We start from the raw sequence: 26,635 nt of genomic DNA, 5'->3' as shown, positions 1-26,635 counted from the left end.
ATAAAAAAGGGGAGGAAATTTTCTCCCCTTACTTTTAATATTTTATTTTACTAATTCGGCAATCGCCTGAGCATAAATTGCAATCGCTTTTAATAAATCATCAATTTCAGCATATTCATCTTTTTGATGAGCTACTTCTGGTTTACCTAAGAATAATGGTCCGAAAGCTACGCCTGCACTTAATGAGCGTGCATATGTACCTCCACCGATTGTTAATAATGTCGCTTCTTCACCTGTTTGCTCTTCATATACTTTTTGTAAAGTTTGAATTAAAGGATGATCCTTTGGTACATGGTGAGGCTTCGAATTTTTAATTTCATTATACTCAAAGCTAAACTTATTTCCACGTTCTGTAAGTGTTGAAATAACAAAGTCAATATCAGTTGTCACTGGGTAACGTAAAGTTAAACCAAATGTACCACCTTTATTTTCTTCGTATTGCATAATCCCTAAATTAATTGTTAAATCTCCTGTAATATCATCATTAAACGCAACACCCATGTTTTTACCACGAGAATCACCTTTGAAGTTTTCAACAATAAAGCGTAGGAAACGATCAGCATTACCATTAAATCCAAATTGGCTTAAGAAGCTTGCTAATGCAATCCCAGCATTTTTACCTTTATCTGGCTCCATGCCATGAACTGAAACGCCTTCTACAACTAAAACTTGGTTGCCGTTTTCTTCAGATATTTGAGCTTTACAACCTAATTCACTAATGTGCTTTGTAAAAGCTTCATGATCAAAACTTGGTCCTGAAACGATTGCTTTTGCATGATCAGGTACCATATTTACTCTTCTACCTGAAGAGAATGACACTAATTTATATTCACTCTCATTGTCTTCAGTTAATTGTACTTGTTTGAAGTTAATATCTAATATTCCCTTTTCAGCGTAAATAATTGGGAAATCTGCATCTGGAGCAAAGCCCATTGTTGGCATTTCTTCTTTTTCAAAGTAGTGGTCTACACAACGCCATTGGCTTTCTTCATCTGTTCCAAGAATCATACGAACACGTTTATTAATAGGCAATCCTAGTTCTTTAACAATCTTCATAGCATAATAAGCAGCCATAGTAGGACCCTTATCATCGATTGCGCCTCGTGCGTATATATTTCCGTCTCTAATAATTGCATCAAACGGATCATGAGACCAGCCATCACCAGCAGGTACCACATCTAAGTGACAAAGAATCCCTACAAGTTCTTCACCGCTTCCCATTTCTAAATGGCCAGCATATCCATCAACATTTTTTGGAATAAAACCGTCTTTTTCACCTAAATTTAACATGTATGTAAGTGCTTCATTAATCCCTTTACCCATAGGGGCTTCTTTAGAAATTGTTGATTCATCATAAACGCTTTCAATATTTAAAAGTTCAATCGTTTGCTTTAAATAGTCTTCTTTACGTTTTAAAACTTCTTCCATCCAATTAATCTGTGTCATAGAAATACCTCCTTTAATATAAATAGTTTATCATCTTTTAAAATTTAAACATAATTTATTCATAAATGGAACGAAAAAAGAAGGAATATGACATTCTTTGTAGAATATATTATCTTAAACTTACAAAATGATTACGTTTGCGCAAATTTTCATTAAATTTTTGTATTTTTTTCATAAATTTCGTTATGAAACTACTGAAAAAGAGTAAAATGAAAATATAAGCTTTCTAGTAAAATACTTAACTAACCTGTTATGAAACAATGCGGTAGGTAAAGGAGTGGTTTTTTGAATTCTGGAACTTCTCGAATGCTGACTCGAATTAAAGCCATTTACATGTATATTAGTGAAAATGGCACCGTATCTACAAAAGACCTAGTGGAGGAGTTTGGTATTACACCTAGAACAATCCAACGAGATTTAAACATTTTAGAGTTTAATAATCTAGTTTATAGTCCAAGTAGGGGAAAATGGGCCGTAACAGGGAAAAAAGTAAAAGCTTCTTCTTAAAAAGAAAAACAAAAACCCTNNAGGGTTTTTGTTTTTCTTTTGGCTCTTCGTTAAATTAATTCTTATGCACAAGATCAAGGAAATGCAATAATCAAAGCGCATTCCCTGCACCTATTATTTTTCTTCGTTAACAGACTTTAACAAGTCAATCTCTTCATCAGTTAATTCTCTATACTCACCTAACTCTAAATCCTCATCTAATTTCAAAGGACCCATCTCAAGTCTTTTTAAATAAGTAACATTCTTTCCTACTGCTTCAAACATTCTTTTTACTTGATGAAACTTACCTTCCATAATAACTAATTCTATTTCTGATTCTTCGCCCGATTCAAGAATTGTTAAATATCCAGGTTTCGTTAAATAACCATCTTCTAAAGTTACACCTTTTTCAAATGATTTAATATCTTCTTCCGTTACTTTTCCATCAATCGTTGCGTAATACTTCTTTGGAACGTGTTTTTTGGGAGAAAGTAATTGGTGAGCTAAATGACCATCATTCGTTATTAATAATAATCCTTCTGTATCCTTATCCAAACGTCCAACTGGAAATGGTTCGAAAATGATATCTTCATATTCTAATAAACCGATGACTGTTTCGTGCTCAGAATCTTCAGTAGCAGATATAACACCTGGAGGCTTGTTCATCATTAAATAAACAAATTCTTTATACTCTACTACTTCACCATTCACCGTTACAACTTGTTGTTCAATATCTACATGTTCTTTTGGGCTTTTGACAATATTGTCCCCTACTTTTACAACGCCTTGTTTTAGTAATGCCTTAACTTCTTTCCTACTTCCATATCCCATATTGGCTAAAATTTTATCAATTCTCATAAATAACACCTTTTCTTTTTAATTTAAAAGTTAAAAAAAGGCGAACCACTACGAAAGAAGGTTCACCATATATTTTTATCCTCTTTTTCCAAACTTAAAACGATTCTTTAAACGAGCTCCTAAAATAATTTCAAATAAGTTGAATTTGTAAGCAATACCTAGATAAACAAGTGCTCCGACAATTGCCCCAATAATGACAAGGAACATTGAAATGATTCGCCCATCTTTATATGTCCATTGGAAACCTAATAAATATTCTACAGCATAAACCACACCAGCCATTACGCCAGTCAAGATTATCATAAAGAATATTCTTCTAAACACTTTATCGAAAGAGAACTGCGCATTTTTACGAATATAGTAGAAATTGTATACGATTGAAAATAAATATCCTAATGCGGTCGCTAATACTGCACCATATGTTTTAAATAAATAAATTAATGGTACATTTAATACAATTTTTATGATGACTCCACCGATTAAACCAATAATTGCATATTTTTGTTTATCTAACCCTTGTAAAATGGCCACGTTTACTGTGAATAACGAATACAATAATGCTACTGGCGCATAGAAGCCTAGAATTCTTCCACCTAGTGTACTTTCTTGATAGAAAGCACTATAAATCGGTTCAGCTAATACCGAAATACCAACTACAGCAGGAAGTGTTAGGAAAAATACAACTTGGTAGGTTTGTGTAATCTGGCTTTGTAGTTTTTTATGATTTTTATTTACAAATGCTTCAGTAATAGCAGGTACAAGTGTTAAACCAAATGCCGTTGCTAATGAAACTGGAATCATTACTAGTTTGTGACTGGTGAATGAAAACATTACATAAGTATTCTCTGCTATATCCTTTAATCCAATAGATTCCATCGCTCTATTGTATGTAAACTGATCAACTAACTGATATAACGGGATTGCAAGCCCAACAAATACATATGGAATGGAATAAGAAAATAATTCTTTAAACATTTCTAGTTTAGTAGGATGGATTAAACCTTTTGATTTTGGAATAAGTTCATCCAAATGAGCCTTTCGTTTTCTCCAATACCAAAGTAAGTTTAATATACCACCTACTGCACCAATTGTAGCTGCAAATGTTGACAATCCAACAGCTTGGGTAATTGTTCCACCAAATACTTTTAAAATTAAATAACTACCAACTAAAGTAAATACAATACGAACAATTTGTTCAATTAGCTGTGAAACAGTAGTTGGGCCTGTTGATTGATGCCCCTGGAAAAAACCTCGATATAAACTTTGAGAAGGTACTAATATCAACGCGGTACTAACTATACGCATAACTGCTACTACATCCTCAACAGTATTACCCTTTGCATCCTTTGGTAACATAAGAGGTGCAATATAAGGTGCAATAATATATAGCGTTAAAAACGAAAAAATACCGGTACATATCAAAAGCAGCTGACTTGCATGAAACAGCCTTCTACTTGTTTCATATTCTTCAATCGCATTGTACTTCGAAACGAATTTTGCTACAGCTAACGGAACACCAGCAGTAGCAATACTAATAAATAATGTATATGGAACGTAACCGTAATTATATAATGCAGATCCTTTAGATCCAACTAACGCATAAAAAGGAAATGTATAAATCATTCCTAGAAATTTTATTAAAAACGTACCAGCAGTTAATATGAAGGTACCTCGTAGCAACTTTGAATCTGACATAAACTGCCCCCTACTAATTCTCGATCAAACTAACTAATCTATCTTACCATATCATATAAAAAGAAAAAATTAAAAAATGATAAGAAGTTGGAGCTTACATGAAATAATGGTAAACTTACTAAAAGAAATTTGTAACGAAAGTAGTGAAATAATGGTTTATGACGTGATTGTAATTGGTGGCGGAACTTCCGGTCTAATGGCCGCAATTAGCGCGGCTGAAAACAAAGCTAAAGTACTATTACTTGAAAAAGGAACGAAATTAGGACAAAAATTACTTATATCAGGTGGTGGTCGTTGTAATGTAACGAATCGCTTACCCGTGGAAGAAGTGATTAAACATATTCCAGGGAACGGCCGTTTTTTATATAGCGCATTCTCTATTTATAATAACGAAGACATCATACAGTTTTTTGAAAAAATGGGAGTCGCATTAAAAGAAGAGGATCACGGAAGAATGTTTCCTGTTTCAAATGATTCAAAATCAGTATTAAATGCATTACTTCAAAAACTAAAAAAACATCATGTAGATATTCAAACAAATAGAAGAGTTAAAGATGTACTCTATGAAGATGGTAAAGTAGTAGGAATCGAATTGGATGATCGAACAGTCATTCACTCAAAAAGTGTCGTGCTTGCGGTAGGCGGCAAATCAGTACCTCATACAGGTTCAACTGGTGATGGTTATGCATGGGCAAAAAAGGCTGGTCATACAATTACTGAATTATTTCCGACAGAAGTACCGATTACTTCAAATGAGGAATTTATCCAAAATAAGTCACTACAAGGGCTTGCTTTAAGAGATATTGAATTAAGTGTATTAAATCCAAAAGGTAAAAAAGTAATCACCCATAAAATGGACATGCTCTTTACTCATTTCGGAATTTCTGGACCTGCTGCTTTACGTTGTAGCCAATTTGTCTATAAAGTACAACAAAAGTTTAAAACAAAAAATGTAATGATGGCAATCGATTGTTTCCCAGACCAAAACGAGGAATCACTATTTCAGGATGTGAACAGTATCCTAAAAGAAGAACCAAAAAAAGCCGTTAAGAACGTACTTAAAGGTTACGTTCCTGAAAGATATTTATTATTTCTATTATCAAAATCTGGTATTGAAGAATCAACTCCATGTAATGAAATTGCAACTTTGAAATTAAGAGAGCTTGTCCAATCATTTAAGAGCTTTACTTTTGTAGTAAACGGAACTCTTTCAATTGAAAAAGCGTTTGTTACTGGCGGTGGTGTCTCAACAAAGGAAGTCCATCCAAAAGAAATGTCATCAAAAATAATGAATGGCCTTTATTTTTGTGGGGAAATATTAGATATTCACGGTTATACTGGTGGCTATAACATAACCGCTGCTTTTGTAACTGGTAGATTAGCAGGAGTATCTGCTGCAGACTACTCACAAACTAGTTTCTAAATAAACAAAGGACCGAACGAATTCATGTTTTCGCTAGGTCCTATAATATTTACATATAGAAAAGCATAAGATATTATTCATAGTACTCTTTTTAAATGGAAAACTTTTATTTTTCAAACTGATCGTCATATTTGAATTCGAGGATTTGACAAACTTTTTTTCTAAATTTAACTTATGCTTTTCAATTATTATATTTTTCTTTGGCACAAATCCACCGTCCCTAATTTAAGGTCAAAGGCGAGCATTCGATTGTTCGTGTTGCAAGTTCACTAATAAATAGAATCGTCCATCCTCTTCAACATATCCATCCGCCAATTGGAAAGATTGTTTCAAATCTTTAAAGAAAAACTTACCAATTAAATACTTTGAAGAATACAATTCCATATGCCCATCTTTAAATTTACCAATTACCTTATCGGTAATATCAATTTTTAGTGTTTTAGGCAAATCAACCCCCTCCTTTCTAACAAGCAAGACCTCAATGAAAAAATATATGAGGTTCTACTTTAATATATGTCACAACTCCATGGTTAATATACCTTCCCCTAAAAAACATTAGCCCAATTTAAGCTCGGATAATAAAAAAATCCAACGAAAACGTTGGATTTTAGTGATTAGACAAAATATTGAAAAAAATTGATTTTAATCGAATTATTATTCTATTTCGCCTTCCCAGGCCATCATGCCACCTTCCATATTGATCGCCTTATAACCTTGCTCATTTAAATATTCACAAACATTTTCACTACGTACGCCTGCCTTGCAAATAAAAATGTATTCAAACTCTTTATTAAAAACATCTAATTTGCTAGGAATTTGTCCCATCGGAATATGCACTGCTTCCGGAATTTTACCGTACTCAACCTCATAATCTTCACGCACATCTACTAAAAATAGCGTTTCACCTGCTTCTAAACGCTCTTTAACTTCATTTGCAGAAATCGAATTCATACTTATTCATCCTCCCTATATAGAAACATCTTATCAACTTATTATTTTCTATGCAAAAAGTACGTTTCATTGGATGAAACTGTAAAAAAATACACATCAGGAAGTTCTCCACCATCTTCATCGAAAATAAGGTCTGAGTCACAAATAAATCTTAAATTAATGCAAATAAGGAGTCTATTTGTGCCAAATCATATGAAAAGTATAAAGGTGAAACGTACCTGTTGCAATAAGTACATTCGGATAACGGCTGCTGTTGCATGCGGCTGTCTGTTCTTGAGTATCTGCAATTTGTACTTTAACTTCAATCATTAGTTTCTTTGTTTCTTACATCCCTCTAATTTATTCCATCACAATTTTATCTCTTTATTCTGCACGATCCAATTTCTTGGCCATACCGTTTAATTGGTCTTGAATATCTTTTAATATGTCCGCAAAGCTAGTTAACATAAAGATTCTTAACGGAAGTTGACAAAAAGCCAATCCCTTGTGCGGAAAGGGAGGCTTTTTAGTTTTTTCTCACAATATACAGTTTTTTATACATTGTTGATGTACAAGGCTTTTTGGGAAGGTCTTGTTCACCTAGTATTCTCTTTTTCTGTATAAAATCCTGCATAGTATTTTTCTTCAAGTTTTATTAAAAGAATGACATTAGAGATCTAAAAGTATTTATAAAATATGTATGCTACTATAATGACCTTTTTTAATTTCCTATCTCTTCCACCCCTCTCCCCTGCCTGAAATTAGGTGAACGAGTGAATCATCAGTGTTGTACTTTCAAATATTGAATTTCCTTAGCGAAAGAAAATGCTTTGAAAACACTAAAAGAAAAGGAGGGAGAAAAAAAAAGGAAAATAAGTTCTGAATGAATTTTTTTTTAAAATAATAGTGTACTAGCTTTATAAATTGAATCACTGGTTCACCTGGGAGGAGATAAAATGAGTATAATAAAAAATCGTTCGGAAGTTCAAAAAGAAAAATGCTTAGATGGGAAAAGATGTGTAAGATTCAGTATTTCAATTAATAATGAATATATAATAAACTTTCTATGTTAGCAGCATCTTGTGATATGACTAAATCAGGAATGCCTGATCCCCTCTTAAGAATTGAGCTTGATTCTCCTAGCGTAATTGGTGGATTCAATCCAAAGAATCTCAAATAGAATTAAAAATTCCCCATACCCATTCAGGCATTATGAGCTAAAAATTGTACAAAAGTATATCCTTTCAAACTTACGCTAGTTCATTCATGGTCGAATAAAAATCTGCTAATGATCTTTAAGAAAGAACGATAAAATCAAAAAAACCCTGAAATACCTCATCTATTATGCAATAAAAAAAGGGGAACTCATACGCCAGTTTTTCTGACCTATGAGACAGCCCCTTCTTAAAAAATATTAGTTAGCAACAATATTTACTAATTTACCCGGTACGGCAATAACTTTTCGAACAGTTTTTCCTTCAACTTGTTCCTTAACTGCATCGTCTGATAATGCAATTTGCTCCATTTGCTCACGAGAAGCATCTTTTGCAACAAGTAATTTTGCTTTTACTTTACCATTAATTTGTACTACGATTTCAATTTCATCCTCTACAAGCTTAGCTTCATCGTATGCTGGCCATGTAGCATATGCAATTGAATCATTATGACCTAATTTACTCCAAAGTTCTTCACCGATATGTGGAGCTACTGGTGCTAATAGTTTTGCGAAACCTTCAACCATTTCTTTTGGTAATTGGTCAGCTTTATAAGCTTCATTGATAAACACCATCATTTGAGAAATCGCAGTATTAAAGCGTAGCCCCTCAAAGTCCTCTGTTACTTTCTTCACTGTTTGGTGGTATGTTTTATCAAGACTGCTAGAAGCAACACCTTCAACTATTTTATCTGATAGCTCTTCGTTATCAGTAATAAATAAACGCCATACTCGGTCTAAGAAACGACGAGAACCATCTAATCCATTTTCTGACCAAGCGATTGATGCATCCAATGGACCCATAAACATTTCATATAAACGTAATGTATCTGCACCATGGCTTTCAACGATATCATCAGGGTTTACAACATTCCCTTTTGATTTAGACATTTTTTCATTATTTTCCCCTAGAATCATTCCTTGGTTGAAAAGCTTTTGGAATGGCTCTTTTGTAGGAACTACACCTAAATCGTAAAGGAATTTATGCCAGAAACGAGCGTATAGTAAGTGAAGAACTGCATGCTCTGCTCCACCAATATACACATCAACTGGTAACCAATGCTTTAGTAATTCAGTATCTGCGATTGCTTCGTTATTAGTTGGATCAATATAACGTAAGTAATACCAGCAGCTTCCACCCCATTGTGGCATTGTATTTGTTTCACGTCTTCCTTTTTTACCTGTAACTGGATCAACTACATTAACCCAATCAGCAATATTTGCTAATGGTGACTCACCAGTACCACTTGGACGGATGTCTTCTGTTTTCGGAAGAATTAAAGGCAACTCCTCATCAGGGACAACTGTCATAGTACCGTCTTCCCAGAAAATTACTGGAATTGGTTCTCCCCAATATCTTTGACGAGAGAATAACCAATCACGTAGACGATACGTAACTTTTTTCTCTCCTGCTTTTGAAGACTCTAACCATTCGATCACTTTTGTTAGTGCTTCTTCTTTATTTAACCCATTTAAGAAATCGGAGTTAACATGTTTGCCATCACCAGCGTAAGCTTCTTTTTGAACGTCTCCACCTTCAACAACTTCAAAGATAGGTAATTTAAATTTTACTGCGAATTCGTGATCGCGCTCGTCATGTGCAGGTACTGCCATAACTGCACCAGTTCCATAGCTTGCAAGTACATAATCAGCAATCCAAATAGGAAGCTTTTCGTTATTTATAGGATTAACTGCATAAGCTCCTGTGAAAACACCTGATTTATCTTTCGCTAAATCAGTTCTTTCTAAATCACTTTTCGATTTAACTGAATCGATATATGCTTCAACAGCTTCTTTTTGCTCTGCTGTAGTAATTTTACTTACTAAATCATGTTCTGGAGCCAATACAACATAAGTTGCACCGAATAATGTATCAGGACGTGTAGTAAATACAGTTACTTTTTCATCGAAACCATCAACATTAAAGTAAACTTCAGCACCTTCTGAACGTCCAATCCAGTTACGTTGCATTTCTTTTAAGCTTTCAGGCCAATCTAACTCTTCTAGATCTTCTAATAAACGATCAGCATATGCTGTGATTTTTAAGATCCATTGTTTCATCGGACGACGCTCAACCGGATGTCCTCCACGCTCACTTTTACCATTGATTACTTCTTCGTTAGCTAAAACTGTACCTAGTGCTGGGCACCAGTTAACTGGAATTTCATCAACGTAAGCTAAACCTTTTTCAACCATTCTTAGGAAAATCCATTGAGTCCATTTGTAATAGTTTGGATCAGTTGTATTAATTTCACGATCCCAATCATATGAGAATCCTAGTGCCTGAATTTGGTTACGGAAAGTATTAATATTCTTTTCAGTAAACTCAGCTGGATCATTACCTGTATCTAAAGCGTATTGTTCTGCAGGTAGACCAAACGCATCCCAACCCATTGGATGAAGTACATTATAGCCTTGCATTCTTTTCATTCTTGAAAGAATATCTGTAGCTGTATATCCTTCAGGGTGACCAACATGTAATCCCGCTCCAGATGGATAAGGGAACATATCAAGTGCATAAAATTTCGGCTTGCTTGTATCGTCAGTTGTTTTAAACGTTTTATTTTCTAACCAATACGATTGCCATTTTTGTTCAATAGAACGATGATTAAAACTCATAATATAGCCTCCTTAATTCATGTATAAATGGCTCGGCTGTGGCTTTTCGCTTTTCAAATAAAAAAATCCCCCCATCCCAAAAGGGACGAGAGGATTTCCCGCGGTACCACCCAAATTAATGTAAAATTACATTCACTTGTTTCCGTAACGTGGAACACGACATTTATTACTTGGTAATAACCGTTCACAAATGTGGCTTATGGGTGAGTTCATGAATAGAATGGATTGACTTTCACCAGCCGTCAACTCTCTAAACCTCTTCACATTCACTACTATTCCCAATCATTGCCGATCATTTAGATTTAATTTATACCATTTTATTATAACCAAAGAAAAAGGTCAATTATACATTGCCTATTTTTAAGAAGCAAAAGTTTGATTTTCAGTTTTTACTACTTTTTTTGCTAATCTTTCATATAACACTGAGAAGAGCATGCTTATTACTAAAAAGACAACTAAAACAATAAATAATACTCTCATATTAAATGTATCTACAACTGCTCCTCCAATAACAGGTCCAAGCATTCTACCTACAGTTGCTGCACTATTCACGATTCCTTGATACATTCCTATACGATCTTTTGGCGCAAGCATATTTGCAATAGTTGGTACTGCAGGCCATACGAACATTTCGCCAATTGTTAATATAATCATACCTGTCATAAACATTGAAAATTGCTCAGCAGTGCTAACAAAAATTGTGGAAGCAATAAAGAATCCAATTCCAAATAACATTTGCTTTCTCATGCTTAAAGCATATTTACGAATAGCAGATGAGACAATTGGTTGAGCCAATACAATAAGTGCACCATTTATCGTCCATAATAGACTATATTTTTTCAATCCTATGTGAAGATTTTGCATTTCTGAAGCAATTGTAGTTTGCCATTGAACATATACTAACCAACATAAAACGTACGCACAGCAAACAATCATCAGAGCCTTCATTGAAGGAGTAAATGAAAATTTTTGTTTTCCGGACTTTTCGACTTGAGTTTCATTTACTACTTTAGGCACTCCAATATCTCTAAATCCTAATAAAGCTACTAGGAAGAAAATAATATATAATAGCAAATTAGCGGAGAAAATATAATTAATATTGAAATCAGCAACAATTCCACCTAAAGCCGTTCCAATTGCAACACCTAGATTTTGCGCTACATAGATTGCATTAAAAGCTTTACGACCACCCTCAGGCCAAGCCGCTCCAACCATCGCATACATTGATGGAAATACAATACCAACTCCAAACCCTAATATTACAAAAAAACAACTGTAAAATGCCCAAGAATGATTAATAACCAAACCTAAGATCGACAAAAATGTAATACTAATACCAGTTAGGATTGACTTATATCCCCCAAATTTATCAAAAAGCCAGCCACCGAGCATATTCCCAAATACACCAGCCAATGAATTAAACATTAAAATAAGCCCTGCAACAGACAAGGACTTTCCTAAATAAGTATGAATATATACCGTATTGAATGGCCATAAAAAAGAATTACCTGTTACATTTAAAATCATACCGATTAACAAAAACCATAGTTTTTTTGGCATCCCGTACTCCCCTCAAAGCTGTCCCTTTTTATCTATTTTTATCTCTTTAACTCATTAATTGTAGAGGAGAATCTTCCTATATTCAAGAGGTTTGCATCAAGTACAGAGCATTGGAAAAGCAAGAAAACCAGGAATGGAAAAGAAATGCACCTTAAAAATCCTTAAATTACCAAGTAGAATAGATAAAAAGGAAGGCAAATGCCTTCCTTTTATTGCTCTTCCTATTCCCTTTCCCTGCGATAAAAATTACTTCCCTTGTTTTGATCTCTGTGGTTGGCCATTTTTAGCGTTGTTTATTTTCACTTGGTCTACAGCTGAAAGTTCACCTGAGAACTCTGTAATTGTTTTATTTTTCGTTTTTTGTTCAGGGTTATTACTTTTTGATTTCTTTTTTACCACTTGTGGTTTCCTCCCTAGAAGAGTATATTCTTGAACGAATTCTTGCATTTTTTTGATCTCCTTTAGTGCGGAGTGATGATCATTTGATGTTGTAGTTGTGTTAATTGTCTACGTAAACGATAGAACTCATCCTTATTTTCCGCATTTGCAAGGTTTGCAACTTTTTCTAGCTCAATTAGCGCTGCTTCAACCCCTGCCTGTGCTTGTGAGTATTCAATATCATTGTAGTGCTCTTGTCTCATACCAATTTCTAATTGTTCTACTGCGTAATCATATGCTTCTTTTGCTTTTTTTACTTGTTCTTGTCCGAATGCGCGATCTGTTATTCCCAAGAAAATACCTCCTTCAGACTTTAATGAAGTATCCGTTATGTAGGTTACCTCAAGGATAGTATTTCCGAACCTTTCAAACAGACTACAATTATTTCTTTACAAATAAGAAAGGTTTTTCCATTTGGTTTTCTTTATAGAGCATGATAAAATCGACAATAGTGACTTAAATTAAGGGAGGGATGAGGAATGACGAAAAACAATCCTTTTCCATATACGATAGATCATAAAAGATATCATTCATGGAATTATCATTTAAGACAACAATTTGGCGGAAAAGTTTTTAAAGTATCCATTGACGCTGGATTTGATTGTCCAAATAGAGATGGCACAGTTGCATTTGGAGGTTGTACTTTTTGCAGCGCATCTGGCTCAGGTGACTTTGCAGGAGATCGAGCTGAAGATGTTGTAACTCAATTCCATAAAATAAAAGATAAAATGCATGAGAAATGGCAAAACGGTAAATATTTAGGATATTTCCAGGCCTATACAAATACTCACGCACCAGTAGAAGTATTAAAACAAAAGTTCGAACCTATTTTAGAGCAAGAAGGTGTTGTAGGTTTATCAATTGCAACAAGACCTGATTGTTTACCAGATGATGTTGTCGAATATCTGGCAGATTTAAATAAACGAACTTACTTATGGGTTGAATTAGGATTACAAACTGTTCATGAAAAAACGGCAAATATCATTAATCGTGCTCATGATTATAAAACTTACGTAGAAGGCGTAGAAAAATTAAGAAAGCACAATATTCGTATTTGTTCACATATTATTAACGGTCTACCACTTGAAACACCGGAAATGATGATGGAAACGGCACAAGAAGTTGCAAAGCTTGATATTCAGGGAATTAAAATTCACTTACTTCACCTTTTAAAAGGTACAGCAATGATGAAGCAATATGAAAAAGGGCTAGTTGAATTTATGGATTTCGACGCTTATATTAACTTAGTCGTTGATCAACTTGAAATCATTCCAAGTGATGTAATCGTACATCGTATCACTGGAGACGGTCCCCCAGACTTATTAATCGGACCGATGTGGAGCTTAAAAAAATGGGAAGTATTGAATGCAATTGACCGTGAATTCGAGCGTAGAAATAGCTGGCAAGGTAAATTCGCAAAAAACCGAGTACAATTAACATGATTCTAGATCGTATTTTACCGTACGCTAGAAAGCTCCTTCAATCAACTGTTAATGAAGGAGATATCACCATCGATGCAACTGTTGGCAATGGTCATGATACAGCTTTTTTAGCAAAATTAGTTGGTGAAACTGGCCAAGTATATGGATTCGATATTCAAGATTTAGCTATTCAAAAAACGACCGAAAAAATAAAGAATGAAAACTTAAGCAAGCAAGTTACACTTTTACAAAAAAGTCATGCCAAAGTAAAAGAAGCAATCCCATCTTCATTACACGGTAAAATAAAAGGAGCCATTTTTAATCTAGGTTATTTACCAGGTAGTGATAAAGAAATCGTAACAGTACCTGAATCAACAATTTCTGCGATTGAACAAATAATCGACATGATGGCTCCTGAAGGAATAATCGTTGTTGTTATTTATCACGGTCACGAAGGCGGAGAAATTGAAAAAGATGCACTACTGAACTATGCTCAAAATCTCCCTCAAGACCTAGCACATGTTTTAACTTACCGTTTTATAAACCAAGCTAATAATCCCCCTTTCATTTTGGCAATTGAAAAAAGGGGTTGAGAAAAAAAGCTGTCTCAAAAGGTTGTTGAATCGCGACATTTTGAGGCAGTTTTTTTGTACTTTTTAAAAATGAGTTAGATATTCTCTTCTTCTTACCTTTTTTCTTACTCATGAACCCTCTATGAGTTAGATAATTATTTCTTATCGCTATTTTTCTAACTCATGGACCAACCATGAGTAAAGAATTATCAATTTCTTGCATTTTGACTTACTCGTGAACCTTTCTTGGTATGTAATCATAATAAATCTATCCATTTTTCAATTTTGACTATGTTATTTTTCATCTACAAACCGAAAAAACTCAGACTGCCCGCCAAACGCTCACTTTCTTCGTTGCTTCACCTGTCTGCGGTGCTCATTACCGTTTAGGGTAACTTCGCGCCTCGAAAGCCTATCCCTTGCAATCAGTCTGAAAAATCAAATTTTCGGGACTTTGTCTATACACACTGAAACCGTCTTTCTTTAGACGTTTTTTTGTGCTCCTGACAATTATTTTTTTGATCTTATAACCATTTTAAACCTTAAAAATTCATTAAAAATTCATTGATGGTAAATTTTTCTTAGAGAATTGGTAAAAATAAGAAAATCAAAAAGAAAAGGAGTTTTCAAAATGAAAAAAGCTATTTTTGCAGGTGCAGTAGTAAGTCTTTTTACACTTAGTACAATTACAGTAAATGCTCAAAATATTGAGGCAGCGAACTATTCTGTTCACCCACATGATGGTGAGCATCATAGACATCACCATGGAAACAAAGCACATAAAAAGATGTTAGAAAACCACAAAAAAGAGGTTATTAAATATATTTCAAAATATTTAAACCAACCTGAAGCAAAAGTAAATAAAGCTGTTAACCAACATAAATTGGAAATGAAGAAATTAATATTTATCGCAGTTGTATCAAAACTAGCAAATAAACCATTAGAAAACATCATCGCTCAAAAAGGTAAAACAAAATCGTTCAAAGAAATATTAGATAATAATAATATTAAACGTGAGCAATTTTTTGAAGAAATGAAGAGAGTTCATCGAGATATATTTGCTCAAATTCAACCAATTAAAAATTAATTTCATAGGAGTGCCTCTGAAGTCATTGTACTTTAGAGGTCTCCTTTTTTTTATTGCTCCTATTCCAATTTAAGTTCCTTAACCATCTCTTCAAATTTCCTGTAAAGAACATAACCTCATCAATTAATTCATAAAAATCTATAAATATTTACAAAAAATTATTAATAATATCTAATTACGGCGTATTCGAGGAAACATTTGAATAGTATGTATAGATATAACCAAGTAATTGAGCTATGCTAATCAAACAAAAAGTAGTTGAAAGATATCAACCAACTCAGGGGCGTGATGAGTTGACTACAAATCGAAACAAAGTGAATAAACTATTTCGTAGTGTATTTCAATTCATTTTACGGAATTCGAATTGGGTAATATTATTAATTGGATTAATTGCTTTCTTCAATTACTGGTCAGTTTTTTACCTTGTTTCATTATATAGAGGATTTCAAACAGAATCTTCACAAGTAAATCAGATGACCTTATGGGTAATTTATGGCTATTTTTACGGTTTCTTTGGGAGTATGATTTTAATCTATCTACATTCTTTCATACTAAAATATATGTTTTGTTTACGAAAAATTAAAAGTGCAATTTCGTTTATACTCCTTCATTTTGCTTATTTTATTTCGCTTTTACTTTTAATTCTATTAAACTAAATTTCTAGTTTAACTTGTTACCAATTTATTACTTAAGCTTGTTTTCGTATTTATTTTTGGTATACTTATAATAATTAAATGCATTGTTCGGAGGAGCCTGTCACGATAGGGATAAGTATGTACATTCTACATACCCTATCGTGGCAGGTTCTTTTTTTATGCGAACAGATTGGAGATGATTTATGTTATATGTGCAACTTGCGATTATATTGATTGCCTCTAAATTTTTTGGAGATTTAAGTACTAAACTTGGTCAACCTGCAGTACTAGGTAAGCTATTAATAGGCATCATACTTGGGCCAGCTGTTCTTGGAATTATTACTGAAACTGAAACATTACATGAAATGAGTGAAATTGGTGTCATCCTACTGATGTTTATTGCTGGTTTAGAAACAGATCTAAATGAATTTAAACGAACTGGGAAAGCATCTTCTTATGTAGGTTTACTCGGAATTATATTCCCATTACTTTCTGGTTATCTATATGGAACTTCCATTAATTTAAGTCAATTTGAAGCTATTTTTTTAGGACTTGTACTTTCTGCAACAAGTGTAAGTATTTCTGTCGCTACATTAAAAGAAATTGGTAAACTAAAAACAAAAGATGGTGCAACGATTTTAGGAGCCGCCGTAATTGATGATATAGTTGTCATAATCGCATTAGCATTTGTAATGAGTTTCAGTGGAAGTGCAGTAAGTTTACCAATGCTTCTATTTAAAAAGTTCATATTCTTTACATTTGCTATATTAATTGGCTGGAAGATTGTACCTTGGTTCCTAAAAAGATTTGTTAAGCTTAACGTTTCAGAATCATTAATCTCTGCTGCATTAATCGTTTGCTTCCTATTCGCAGCCTTTGCAGACCAAACTGGCATCGCTGCAATAATTGGAGCTTATATCGCTGGAATTTCGATCTCTGTTACAAAGTTCAAACAAGAGGTTTTTGAAAAAGTCGAGACAATTGCTTACTCTGTATTTGTGCCTGTATTTTTTGCTTTAATTGGTGTATCCGTTCAATTTACGGGATTAAGTCATTCAATTCCAACGATTATTATGTTAAGTATTATCGCTATTTTAACTAAACTAATTGGTGGAGCGTTAGGGGCAAAGTTAGCAGGCTTTCCAACTAAAAATTCACTAGGAATCGGTTCGGCAATGGTATCACGGGGCGAAGTAGCTCTAATTATGGCATCAACTGGCTTAGCAAATAATCTATTAAATAAAGAAATGTTCGCTATTCTTGTATTAGTTGTACTGATTACAACAGTAGTAACTCCCCCACTTATGAAGTTATTTTTTTCTGAAAAAAGTGAAGTATCTACGCCGTGAGTCGGGATAATTTACGGGTCTACAATCGAATAAAGAACATGAAAGCAGACTGTATATGTACTGCTTATAATCTGATGAGGAAAGTTTGCCACAAGATTAAAGAACAAATCTAACTACACATGTTAAAAAAACCTCAAAAAAAGCCTTTGCTCGAAAATAGAGCAAAGGCTTTTTTGTATATTATGACATTACTTAAACAGATTCTTTTACTCTTTTATTACTCGCTTTTATTTCTTTTAATTTAAAATACAACTTAGCATTACCATAGAAAAAGAATGATGTTAATCCACCGTTTTTAACAATCCCTCTTCTGATTCTCTTCATCTCGTCTGGTCCTGCCATTTTTTTGTCAGCCAAGTAAATACCTAGCAATCCTTGACAAATCATTCGATGGAAACGATAGTCTTTTAAATCTTTTAAGGCCTGATCACTTTTAGTTGAAAAGTACTCAATTCGATTTAACATGACATCTTTAGAAGGGTAATAGCTACAAAAATTTAGATCTCCACCCTCTTCGTCTTCCTTTTGATCAATTACATAATCTAGCAGTATATGAAGTCCTTGAACATATGGAAAATAACTCTTATAAACTTGTTCAAATAACTTCTCAGAAATTACTTCATTAAACGAGTAAGAAACTAAACAAAATATTCCAAGCGTTGAACCCGCACAAGCAGAGAATTCATACCATTCTAGGTCAGATAGGACTGGTTGATATTTTTCAAACCAATTTGTTAACCTAGGAACTCTTTCATCTTTTTTTACATGTTTATGTATTTGTAATTTACAATAATAATCAGCAAGTTGGACTAAATACTCCTTAATTCCTTCATAATGCTTCGACTGCCTTAAACTACTATGACATTTTGAAACTAGTGCTCGTAAATACCCACCATCATCTTGTTCATCTCGAAATCGATAATATAATTGATCAGATGTTTGACATTTCACTGCATCAATCATCGACTCATGTAATGCCTCAAAATCAACTGGATCTAGTGAAGTACTACGATCACATAAATTATCTAAGTAATCACTGATTGTTTGATATGCGACGATAAACTCAATAATTGGTTTTATATTCTTTTCAGAAAGTAATGCTAAAATTGCACCACCTTCACAATGGAATGTTTTTGTATCGATACTCATTAACGCTTGTTTTCTAAGTTCTGGGTCTGGAATTGTCGTTGCAAAATTTCTCCAATAATTTAATTCCTGATGCACAAGAGGGAAAACAGATTTATATACTTTAGGCATTAATTGGATCGGATTTTTAGGTAGTGACATTTTTTCACTCCTCCCTATTTTTGTTTAATTATATATAGATAAAATAAGTTATACTCATATTGAAGTATATATTATGGAGGTGAACGACGTTGCCTGGTTGTTTAGAAAAATTCAACTAAACAATCAATCGTATTTTATATATGCTTGGCAACGGTATAGTATGATATTACCATACAAAGGTATTCAACCCAAAATCGAACCATCAGCTTTTGTCGCTTCAACTGCAACTGTTACCGGTTCTGTCACAATTGGAGCAAATAGTAGTGTATTTTTTGGTGCAGTCATTCGCGGAGACGTAAATGATACAATCATCGGGAATGATGTAAACGTTCAAGACTTATCTGTTCTTCACCAAAGTCCAAAATGTCCTCTAATTTTAGAAGATGGCGTAACAGTCGGACATAGTGTAATTTTACATAGCTGTACAGTTAAAAAAAATGCATTAATTGGAATGGGTTCAATTGTTTTAGACGGTGCAGAAATTGGTGAAGGCGCAATGATTGGTGCAGGTAGCTTAGTACCAGGTGGAAAAGTAATACCACCTAATACATTAGCTTTTGGTAGACCCGCTAAAGTAGTCCGAGAATTAACTGAAGAAGACATTGCTGATATGAACCGAATTCGAAGAGAATATATCGAAAAAGGTCAATACTACAAAAAAGTAGAAGAAGAAAATCTTTCTAAATAATTTCGCAAAAAAGAGAAGATCATTAAAAAATCTTCTCTTTTTTTGTGATTTTACTTTTTTCGTGTTCTCTGAAGCTATTTTCGTTATGAATTCTACTTTCTTTGCCTTTTTTAAAAATTTACATTTCTAAATTATTCATTTACAAAAGCTTCTAATTAAATCCATAAACCCTTTTTATAATGAAGTTACAAATATCATCATAATGGAGGATGAAAAATGAGCGCTATTCTTCAAAAGATTCACACATATGAATGTCAACTGTTTTATCGCGTTAATTCATTGTTCCAGAAGCGTTACTTGAATTTTTTCTTTAGTAAGATTACCCATCTTGGGGGAGCTACTTTTACGATTGCATCAGCATTTATTTTATTACTTTATTCCAAAGGTGATTTACATGAAGCGGCAATTCTATGCTGCTGTACTCTCACTCTTAGTCATATTCCTGTGCATTTTCTTAAACGTTTTTATCCACGTAAAAGACCTTATTTAAAACTTAAAGGTGCTTTTGTTCAAAAAAATCCTTTAAAAGATCATTCTTTCCCTTCTGGTCATACAACAGCTTTTATTTCAGTTACGCTTCCAATTATGATTTATTTACCTATTACAGCATTTATTTTACTCCCTTTACTACTTTGTGTAGCATTCTCTCGAATATATCTTGGTTTACACTATCCTTCAGATGTGTTTTTTGGAATCTTACTTGGCACTTTTACTACATTTATTTCACAATTTTTTATCTATCATTTGTAAGGAGGAGAAGTTATGAGAGTAGCTATTTTTACAGACACCTATATTCCTCAAGTGAATGGTGTTGCCAAAACTTTAAAACGATTTACAAATTATTTAAAAGATCATGGGCACTCATATCATGTATTTGCTCCAAAAGATTTCGGTTTATCTTCAACAGAAGATGTATCTAGATTAAAATCTGTCCCATTTAAAATTTATCCTGAATGCAAAATTTCATTTCCAAACCTTTCTAAAATGAAAAAAACTCTTAAGGAATTTAATCCAGATATTATTCATATTGCTACGCCATTTACAATTGGACTAAGTGGACTCCATATTGCTAAAAAAATGAAAATTCCTTTAGTTGCTTCTTACCATACAAATTTTGATCATTATCTTCAATATTATAACTTAACATTTTTAGAAAATATTTTATGGAAGTATTTAGACTGGTTTCATAAACCTACACAAAAAATATTTGTTCCATCAAAGGATACCTTAAATCACTTAGCTACTAAAGGATTTAACAAACTCTCAATTTGGACCCATGGTGTCGACTGTTCAATTTTTCGTCCGGCTCTTAATCAAAATGAAATTAAACAAAAATATACTATAAACTCAAAATATACGATTTGTTTTGTTGGAAGAATTGCACCCGAAAAAGATTTAGAAACTTTAACGAAAATCATCAGTTATACTAAACAACGTTTTGGAAAAAATTTAACTTGGGTAATCGTAGGAGATGGTCCCAAAAAAGAAGATATGATTAAGAACACTGGTACTGATCATATTATTTACACAGGCTACCTTCAAAAAAAGGAGTTAGTTGAGATATATGGGATTTGTGATCTAATGGTCTTTCCTTCTGATACCGAAACATTTGGAAATGTAGTACTCGAAGCAATGGCTTGTGGTACACCAGTAATAGGTGCAAATGCGGGCGGAGTCAAAAATATCATTAGAAATTATTCAACTGGTATCCTTTGTGAGCCTCAGAATACCTCTTCTTTTTGCCAAGCAATTGAAGACTGCTTCCATGGAAGTGAAATGTTAAAACATATGTCGAAAAAAGCAAGAGATTATGCGTTAACTCAGGATTGGAATAGTATTTTTAATCAATTAGTATTGGAACTTGAACGAATCATTGCACCTCAACCCCCAATCCTTTTTTCAAAGAAGGCCTGAGAACTTTTCAGGCTTTTTTTTCTGAATATTTTAAATAAAAAAATTAAAATACTTTATGTTTAAGTATCTCTTTAATCATCAACTTATGTGAATAATGAATAATTCAAAAACAAACAATACATATTGACTAGTTACAAAAGCGACTATCTGTAAAGTCGCTTTTACTTTTCGTACGTATATTTTCACTTTGTAAAAACTAGGAGGACAATAGATGAATATTTCATCGTCAAATAATTTTCAATTATATGGTTTTAATAACTTAACGAAATCATTAAGTTTTAATATGTATGATATTTGCTTTACAAAAACAAAAGAAGAACGTGAAGCATATATTCAGTATATCGACGACCAGTACAACGCTGACCGTTTAACAAAAATTTTAACTGAAGTTACACATATAATTGGAGCACACATCTTAAATATTGCAAAACAAGATTATGATCCTCAAGGGGCAAGTGTTACCATTCTCGTTTCAGAAGGTCCAGTTGATAATCCGTCCTCTGAAACCTTTTCCGAATCACCTGGTCCATTGCCGGAGTTAGTTGTAGCAGCATTGGATAAAAGTCATATTACTGTCCATACCTACCCAGAATATCATCCAGATGATGGAATTAGTACGTTTAGAGCAGATATTGATGTATCTACATGCGGAGAAATTTCTCCTCTAAAAGCATTAAACTATTTAATTCATCAATTTGATGCTGATATTATGACAATTGATTATCGTGTACGTGGATTTACTCGTGATGTTAGTGGTTATAAATTATTTATTGATCATGATATTAACTCAATCCAAAATTACATTCCTCAAAAAATAAAGGATATGTATCAAATGATTGATGTGAATGTGTTTCAAGAAAATATTTTTCATACGAAATGCAAGTTGAAACAATTTAATTTAGATAACTATCTCTTTGGCTACACAAAAGAAAAATTAGACAAAGATGAAATTAGGGAAATAGAAGAAAAAGTAAAGTATGAAATGGATGAAATCTTTTATGGAAAAAACCTCTGGAATGGTCCTGATGTGGAGGATATTGATGGATGATGGATCACAGTAAAACACCGCTTCTAACTGAATTAGTCCGATATGCTAAGGAAGATATAACGAGTTTTGATGTTCCCGGGCATAAAAGAGGAAATTCACTCGAAGAATTAAGAGAACTTTGGAGTGAAATGGCTCTTAAAATGGATGTTAATTCTTCAAAGCGTGTTGATAACTTATCGCATCCAACTGGTGTAATCCAAGAAGCCGAAACGCTAATAGCAGATGCCTTTCATTCGGATCATGCATATATGTTGGTAAATGGTTCGACTTCTGGTGTTCAATATATGATAATGAGCGCCCTTGAACATGGGGATAAAGTTCTCTTACCGAGGAATGTACATAAATCTGCTATAAATGCGTTAATCTTAGCAGGCGCTAAACCAGTTTTTATCGAACCAGAAATCGATTATGAGTATGGAATCGTAAATGGCGTTTCTGTAAAATCTGTTCTACATGCCTTAGATTTAAATTCAGATGTCAAAGCCATCTTGATAATCAATCCAACTTATTTTGGAGCAACCTCGGATTTAAAACAAATTATCGACATCGGTCACTCACGGGGTATCCCTATTTTAGTAGACCAAGCCCATGGTGCTCACTTTTCGTTCCATCCTGATTTACCAAGTAACGCTGCCCTTCTTGGTGCTGACCTTGTGACCCTTAGTTTGCATAAAACTGGCGGTGCTTTAACACAGGCGTCAGTTCTATTACATAATGACGGAATCATTACAAAAAATAGGGTACGATCTACAATTAATTTATTTCAAACAACTTCTGCCTCCTATCTACTCATGTGTTCAATCGATGTTGCAAGAAAAAAACTAGTTGTAGAAGGTCAGGAGCGGTTTGAAAAATTACTAAATTTAACGAAGAAAGCTAAAGAAGAAATTAACGGCATTAAAGGATTAAAATGCATAACTCGAGATTCATATCGGAATGGTATTGGTGTTTACGATTACGACGAGTTAAAGCTAGTTGTAAAAGTTTCAGATTTAGGACTGTCCGGATTTAAAGTATATGATATGCTTGCCGAGGAATATAAAATTCAAATCGAACTTGCAGAACCTAATGTCATTTTAGCAATAATTTCACTAGGTGATAATGAAGATACGATTCGAACATTAATTAATGCACTAAGAGACATTAGTGACCGACATTACGGTAAGCTGCCTAAGCTTGAGAATGATATTAGTGTTGCATTAAAAAATCCTAAAATGGTTATGACACCAAGGGAAGCGTTCTATCATCCAAAACGGATAATTTCAATTCATGATGCTAGCGGCCTAATAAGTGGTGAATCCATTATGATTTACCCTCCTGGTATCCCTCTATGTATACCCGGTGAACTAATTTCAACCGAATTAATTAAACATTATCTTTATTTAAAGGAAGAAGGTACGATCACTATCAACGATGATGATGATCCTTATGTAATCAAAGTCGTCGACCGAAGTTTGGAGGAAAATTTAATGGATTTATGGTATACAGAGAACCATCAAGAAGATACAAAGTTCTCCATAAAAGTTCAGGAACATATCCATTCTGAAAAAAGCGAATTTCAACAAATCGATTTTTTTCGAAGCGAAACATTTGGAACATTCTTTACACTTGATGGATACATGATGGTTACTGAAAAGGATGAATTTATCTACCATGATATGATTACACATGTATCAATGGCTGTTAATCCACAAATTAAAAAAGTATTAATTATCGGAGGCGGCGACGGCGGTACTGCTCGTGAAGTGTTGCGCTATCCAAATGTGGATGTTGTTGATATGGTCGAAATTGACGAGCGAGTAGTAAGACTATGTCAGCAATACTTACCATTAACGGCTTCAAAATTAGATCAAGATGACCGATTAACCTTATATTTCGAAGACGGTCTTAAGTTCGTCCAAGAAGCTGATGAAGGTTATTATGATCTGATTTTGGTAGACTCAACCGATCCAATTGGACCAGGAGAAGGACTATTTACAGTTGCATTTTATAACAACTGTAAACGTGTATTAAGTGAAGAAGGTATACTAATTAATCAACACGAAAGCCCATACTACGCTAGTTACGCACATGAAATGAAACGAGCTCACTCTAAAATAAAAGAAACATTCCCTATTTCAAGAGTATATCAATTCCATATGCCAACTTACCCATCTGGACATTGGTTATTCGGGTTTGCTTCAAAAAAATACGACCCTATTAAAGACATTAAAGCTGAAGAATGGAATAAGCTTGGCATCCAAACAAAGTATTACAATACAGACTTACATGTTGGATGCTTTATGCTTCCTACATATGTTAAGAAACAATTGGATAACGAAGAGTAAATGAAGAAAACCAGCAAAGAAATTTTTTGCTGGTTTTTTGGGCGAATTAGCTGTTAATTGAGCCAGTTTTATCGATAATTAAGCCACTTTGGCGATAATAAAGCCAAGTTCACAAAGTATTCGTGCTTTTCAATTTTGAGCCAGCATTTTTCAACGTAGAAGCCATTTAAAAATCGATCTAAACAACCTAACGAACAAAGTACACAAAATAACTTATCTAATCAAAAAAAGCTGCCTAAAAGGAGACAGCTACTATCAATTTTAAAGAATTTCCTCATCCTTCGTTCCATTCATAGTAAAGCTTGCCGTAATATTAGCGTTCAATGAATGAGCGACTGAACAATATTTATCCTTAGATAATTTGATTGCTTTTCTAACTTTTTCTGTATCTAATTCTCCACCTAAAATATAGTGCAAATGAATGTCAGTAAATCGTTTAGGATGCTCCTCAGCTCTCTTTCCATCTACCTCAATTTCGAATGAAGTTAGTTTTAATCTCATTTTTTCAAGGATTAATACGATATCAATCGCTGTACATCCTGCAACTGCATTAATTAATAGTTCAACTGGTGTAGGTGCACTATTCTCTCCACCTAATGACTCAGCAGTATCCATTTTGATTTCATGTCCAGATGGTGCAATTCCTGAAAAGGCTAATTTACCGTCCCATTTAATACTTGTTTTCATCAGATACTTCCCCTCCAAAACTTAGATTGTTACATCGATCTTATTTTTTCATTTCTACTACTAAATAATGTGAAAAATCTTTTGATTTAATTTTTATATCTTCTTCAATGATTTTCGCAGCATCACTAGCTTCCAATAGTTCTCCATTCACAACTGCATTTCCTTCTAATAAGACTAAATACGCTTGGCGATCTTTTTTCATTTCAAAAGAAATTTCTTCATTCTCATTTAATGCAAGGGAGTAAATATTTGCATCTTGGTGAATTTTAATTGGGGCATTTCCATCAACTGGAGATACCATATGATACCATTTTCCTTCTCTTTCTTCCCAATCTGACACTAAGTCACCGTAATTTGGAGTATGACCTGCTTTGTCAGGAATAATCCATAATTGAATTAATCGTAGTGAATCCTTACCTAAATTGTGCTCACTGTGATACACACCAGTTCCTGCACTCATGTATTGAACATCACCACGTCCAATTTCATGTTGATTTCCCATACTATCGGCGTGAGTTAATTTCCCTTTTATGACATACGTTATAATTTCCATATCATTATGTGGATGAGTACCAAATCCTCTGTGAGGTTTTATAAAATCATCATTTAATACTCTTAGTACGCCAAAATTCATATTGTTAGGATCATAATAATTTGCAAATGAAAAATGATGAATTGTATTTAACCAGCCGTGATCAGCGAGACCTAATTGTTTACTAATGATTTTTTCGAACATATTTATCGCTCCTTTAATTTTTGGCTCTGTTAAAAAAGAATGTTGATTTTCCATTCCAGGTACTTCCCTTTCCATTTCAATTAGTCTCGAATTTAACTAAAATCAACAATTAATATTAATAGAGCCTAATTTTAAAAAATAAATTAAATATATTATCTTTAATTCGAGATATATAATCAAAAACACACGCGCTTATTTAATCATTTTCTACACTAA

General features: G+C 33.5%; 23 protein-coding genes and 1 other annotated feature. Of the genes, 11 read left to right on the top strand and 12 right to left on the bottom strand.

The window, feature by feature from the left end:
- Positions 1-42: 42 nt before the first annotated feature.
- Positions 43-1,446, bottom strand: a complete 1,404-nt coding sequence (gene pepV / locus COC46_RS01145) for a dipeptidase PepV (protein WP_098807936.1) — start codon at positions 1,444-1,446, stop codon at positions 43-45.
- A gap of 306 nt (positions 1,447-1,752) precedes the next feature.
- Between pepV and COC46_RS01140 the strand changes: the two genes are divergently transcribed.
- Positions 1,753-1,953, top strand: coding sequence for a DeoR family transcriptional regulator (locus COC46_RS01140; protein WP_056473526.1), 201 nt, complete (start codon positions 1,753-1,755; stop codon positions 1,951-1,953).
- 114 nt (positions 1,954-2,067) lie between these two features.
- Here COC46_RS01140 and COC46_RS01135 read toward each other — a convergent pair whose 3' ends face one another.
- Positions 2,068-2,790 (bottom strand): pseudouridine synthase, encoded by a 723-nt coding sequence (locus COC46_RS01135; protein WP_098807935.1) that lies wholly within the window; start codon positions 2,788-2,790, stop codon positions 2,068-2,070.
- Between the two features lie 75 nt (positions 2,791-2,865).
- Positions 2,866-4,485 carry a putative polysaccharide biosynthesis protein gene (locus COC46_RS01130; RefSeq protein ID WP_098807934.1) on the bottom strand — a complete coding sequence of 540 codons (1,620 nt, stop codon included), beginning with the start codon at positions 4,483-4,485 and terminating at the stop codon, positions 2,866-2,868.
- A 151-nt stretch (positions 4,486-4,636) separates the two neighbouring features.
- On the opposite strand from COC46_RS01130, the gene COC46_RS01125 reads away from it, so the two are divergent.
- Positions 4,637-5,908 carry a BaiN/RdsA family NAD(P)/FAD-dependent oxidoreductase gene (locus COC46_RS01125; protein ID WP_098808014.1) on the top strand — a complete coding sequence of 424 codons (1,272 nt, stop codon included), beginning with the start codon at positions 4,637-4,639 and terminating at the stop codon, positions 5,906-5,908.
- Positions 5,909-6,139: 231 nt separating this feature from the next.
- Here the strand turns inward: COC46_RS01125 and COC46_RS01120 are convergent, their stop codons facing one another.
- From COC46_RS01120 to COC46_RS01095, 6 genes are all read right to left on the bottom strand, one after another.
- A complete protein-coding gene (locus COC46_RS01120; RefSeq protein WP_176545012.1) occupies positions 6,140-6,355 on the bottom strand; it encodes a DUF2553 family protein in 216 nt (71 codons plus the stop codon).
- 207 nt (positions 6,356-6,562) lie between these two features.
- Positions 6,563-6,859, bottom strand: a complete 297-nt coding sequence (locus COC46_RS01115) for a rhodanese-like domain-containing protein (protein ID WP_098807932.1) — start codon at positions 6,857-6,859, stop codon at positions 6,563-6,565.
- A 1,393-nt stretch (positions 6,860-8,252) separates the two neighbouring features.
- Positions 8,253-10,670 (bottom strand): leucine--tRNA ligase, encoded by a 2,418-nt coding sequence (gene leuS, locus COC46_RS01110; protein WP_098807931.1) that lies wholly within the window; start codon positions 10,668-10,670, stop codon positions 8,253-8,255.
- A gap of 78 nt (positions 10,671-10,748) precedes the next feature.
- Positions 10,749-10,965: a binding site (T-box leader), on the bottom strand.
- 65 nt (positions 10,966-11,030) lie between these two features.
- A complete protein-coding gene (locus COC46_RS01105; RefSeq protein WP_098807930.1) occupies positions 11,031-12,230 on the bottom strand; it encodes an MDR family MFS transporter in 1,200 nt (399 codons plus the stop codon).
- Between the two features lie 246 nt (positions 12,231-12,476).
- A complete protein-coding gene (locus COC46_RS01100; protein ID WP_098807929.1) occupies positions 12,477-12,677 on the bottom strand; it encodes a glycogen biosynthesis protein GlgD in 201 nt (66 codons plus the stop codon).
- Between the two features lie 14 nt (positions 12,678-12,691).
- Positions 12,692-12,955: a DUF2524 family protein gene (locus COC46_RS01095; RefSeq protein WP_098808013.1), complete on the bottom strand. Its 264-nt coding sequence runs from the start codon at positions 12,953-12,955 to the stop codon at positions 12,692-12,694.
- Between the two features lie 192 nt (positions 12,956-13,147).
- Between COC46_RS01095 and mnmL the strand changes: the two genes are divergently transcribed.
- From mnmL to COC46_RS01070, 4 genes are all read left to right on the top strand, one after another.
- Positions 13,148-14,110 carry a tRNA modification radical SAM protein MnmL/YtqA gene (gene mnmL / locus COC46_RS01090; protein ID WP_098807928.1) on the top strand — a complete coding sequence of 321 codons (963 nt, stop codon included), beginning with the start codon at positions 13,148-13,150 and terminating at the stop codon, positions 14,108-14,110.
- Positions 14,107-14,682, top strand: a complete 576-nt coding sequence (gene mnmM, locus COC46_RS01085) for a tRNA 5-(aminomethyl)-2-thiouridylate-methyltransferase MnmM (RefSeq protein WP_098807927.1) — start codon at positions 14,107-14,109, stop codon at positions 14,680-14,682. The genes mnmL and mnmM overlap by 4 nt, the downstream gene beginning before the upstream one ends.
- Positions 14,683-15,292: 610 nt before the next feature.
- Positions 15,293-15,748, top strand: coding sequence for a hypothetical protein (locus COC46_RS01080; RefSeq protein ID WP_098807926.1), 456 nt, complete (start codon positions 15,293-15,295; stop codon positions 15,746-15,748).
- 838 nt (positions 15,749-16,586) lie between these two features.
- Complete coding sequence (locus COC46_RS01070; RefSeq protein ID WP_098807924.1) at positions 16,587-17,732, top strand: cation:proton antiporter; 1,146 nt, start codon at positions 16,587-16,589, stop codon at positions 17,730-17,732.
- A gap of 192 nt (positions 17,733-17,924) precedes the next feature.
- On the opposite strand, the gene COC46_RS01065 is transcribed toward COC46_RS01070, so the two are convergent.
- Positions 17,925-19,019 (bottom strand): tetraprenyl-beta-curcumene synthase family protein, encoded by a 1,095-nt coding sequence (locus COC46_RS01065; protein WP_098807923.1) that lies wholly within the window; start codon positions 19,017-19,019, stop codon positions 17,925-17,927.
- Between the two features lie 160 nt (positions 19,020-19,179).
- On the opposite strand from COC46_RS01065, the gene COC46_RS01060 reads away from it, so the two are divergent.
- The 5 genes from COC46_RS01060 (at position 19,180) to speE (ending at position 24,996) form a co-directional block, all read left to right on the top strand.
- A complete protein-coding gene (locus tag COC46_RS01060) occupies positions 19,180-19,707 on the top strand; it encodes a gamma carbonic anhydrase (protein ID WP_098808012.1) in 528 nt (175 codons plus the stop codon).
- A gap of 216 nt (positions 19,708-19,923) precedes the next feature.
- Entirely contained in the window at positions 19,924-20,457 is a 534-nt protein-coding gene (locus COC46_RS01055; RefSeq protein ID WP_098807922.1) for a phosphatase PAP2 family protein, read from the top strand.
- A gap of 12 nt (positions 20,458-20,469) precedes the next feature.
- Positions 20,470-21,621 carry a glycosyltransferase family 4 protein gene (locus COC46_RS01050; protein ID WP_098807921.1) on the top strand — a complete coding sequence of 384 codons (1,152 nt, stop codon included), beginning with the start codon at positions 20,470-20,472 and terminating at the stop codon, positions 21,619-21,621.
- 211 nt (positions 21,622-21,832) lie between these two features.
- A complete protein-coding gene (gene speD, locus COC46_RS01045; RefSeq protein ID WP_098807920.1) occupies positions 21,833-22,669 on the top strand; it encodes an adenosylmethionine decarboxylase in 837 nt (278 codons plus the stop codon).
- Positions 22,666-24,996, top strand: a complete 2,331-nt coding sequence (speE, locus tag COC46_RS22435; RefSeq protein WP_218012439.1) for a polyamine aminopropyltransferase — start codon at positions 22,666-22,668, stop codon at positions 24,994-24,996. The genes speD and speE overlap by 4 nt, the downstream gene beginning before the upstream one ends.
- Positions 24,997-25,257: 261 nt before the next feature.
- On the opposite strand, the gene COC46_RS01030 is transcribed toward speE, so the two are convergent.
- Both COC46_RS01030 and COC46_RS01025 read right to left on the bottom strand, forming a co-directional pair.
- A complete protein-coding gene (locus tag COC46_RS01030; RefSeq protein ID WP_098807919.1) occupies positions 25,258-25,683 on the bottom strand; it encodes an OsmC family protein in 426 nt (141 codons plus the stop codon).
- Positions 25,684-25,723: 40 nt separating this feature from the next.
- On the bottom strand, positions 25,724-26,419 hold the full coding sequence (locus COC46_RS01025) for a pirin family protein (protein WP_098808010.1): 696 nt from the start codon (positions 26,417-26,419) through the stop codon (positions 25,724-25,726).
- Positions 26,420-26,635: the final 216 nt, after the last annotated feature.

Origin of the sequence: Bacillus sp. AFS041924, assembly GCF_002577195.1 — a bacterium.
Lineage (GTDB): Bacteria > Bacillota > Bacilli > Bacillales > Bacillaceae_G > Gottfriedia.
Note: the sequence above shows the minus strand (reverse complement) of the source record. Positions and strands in the feature narration are given on the sequence as shown.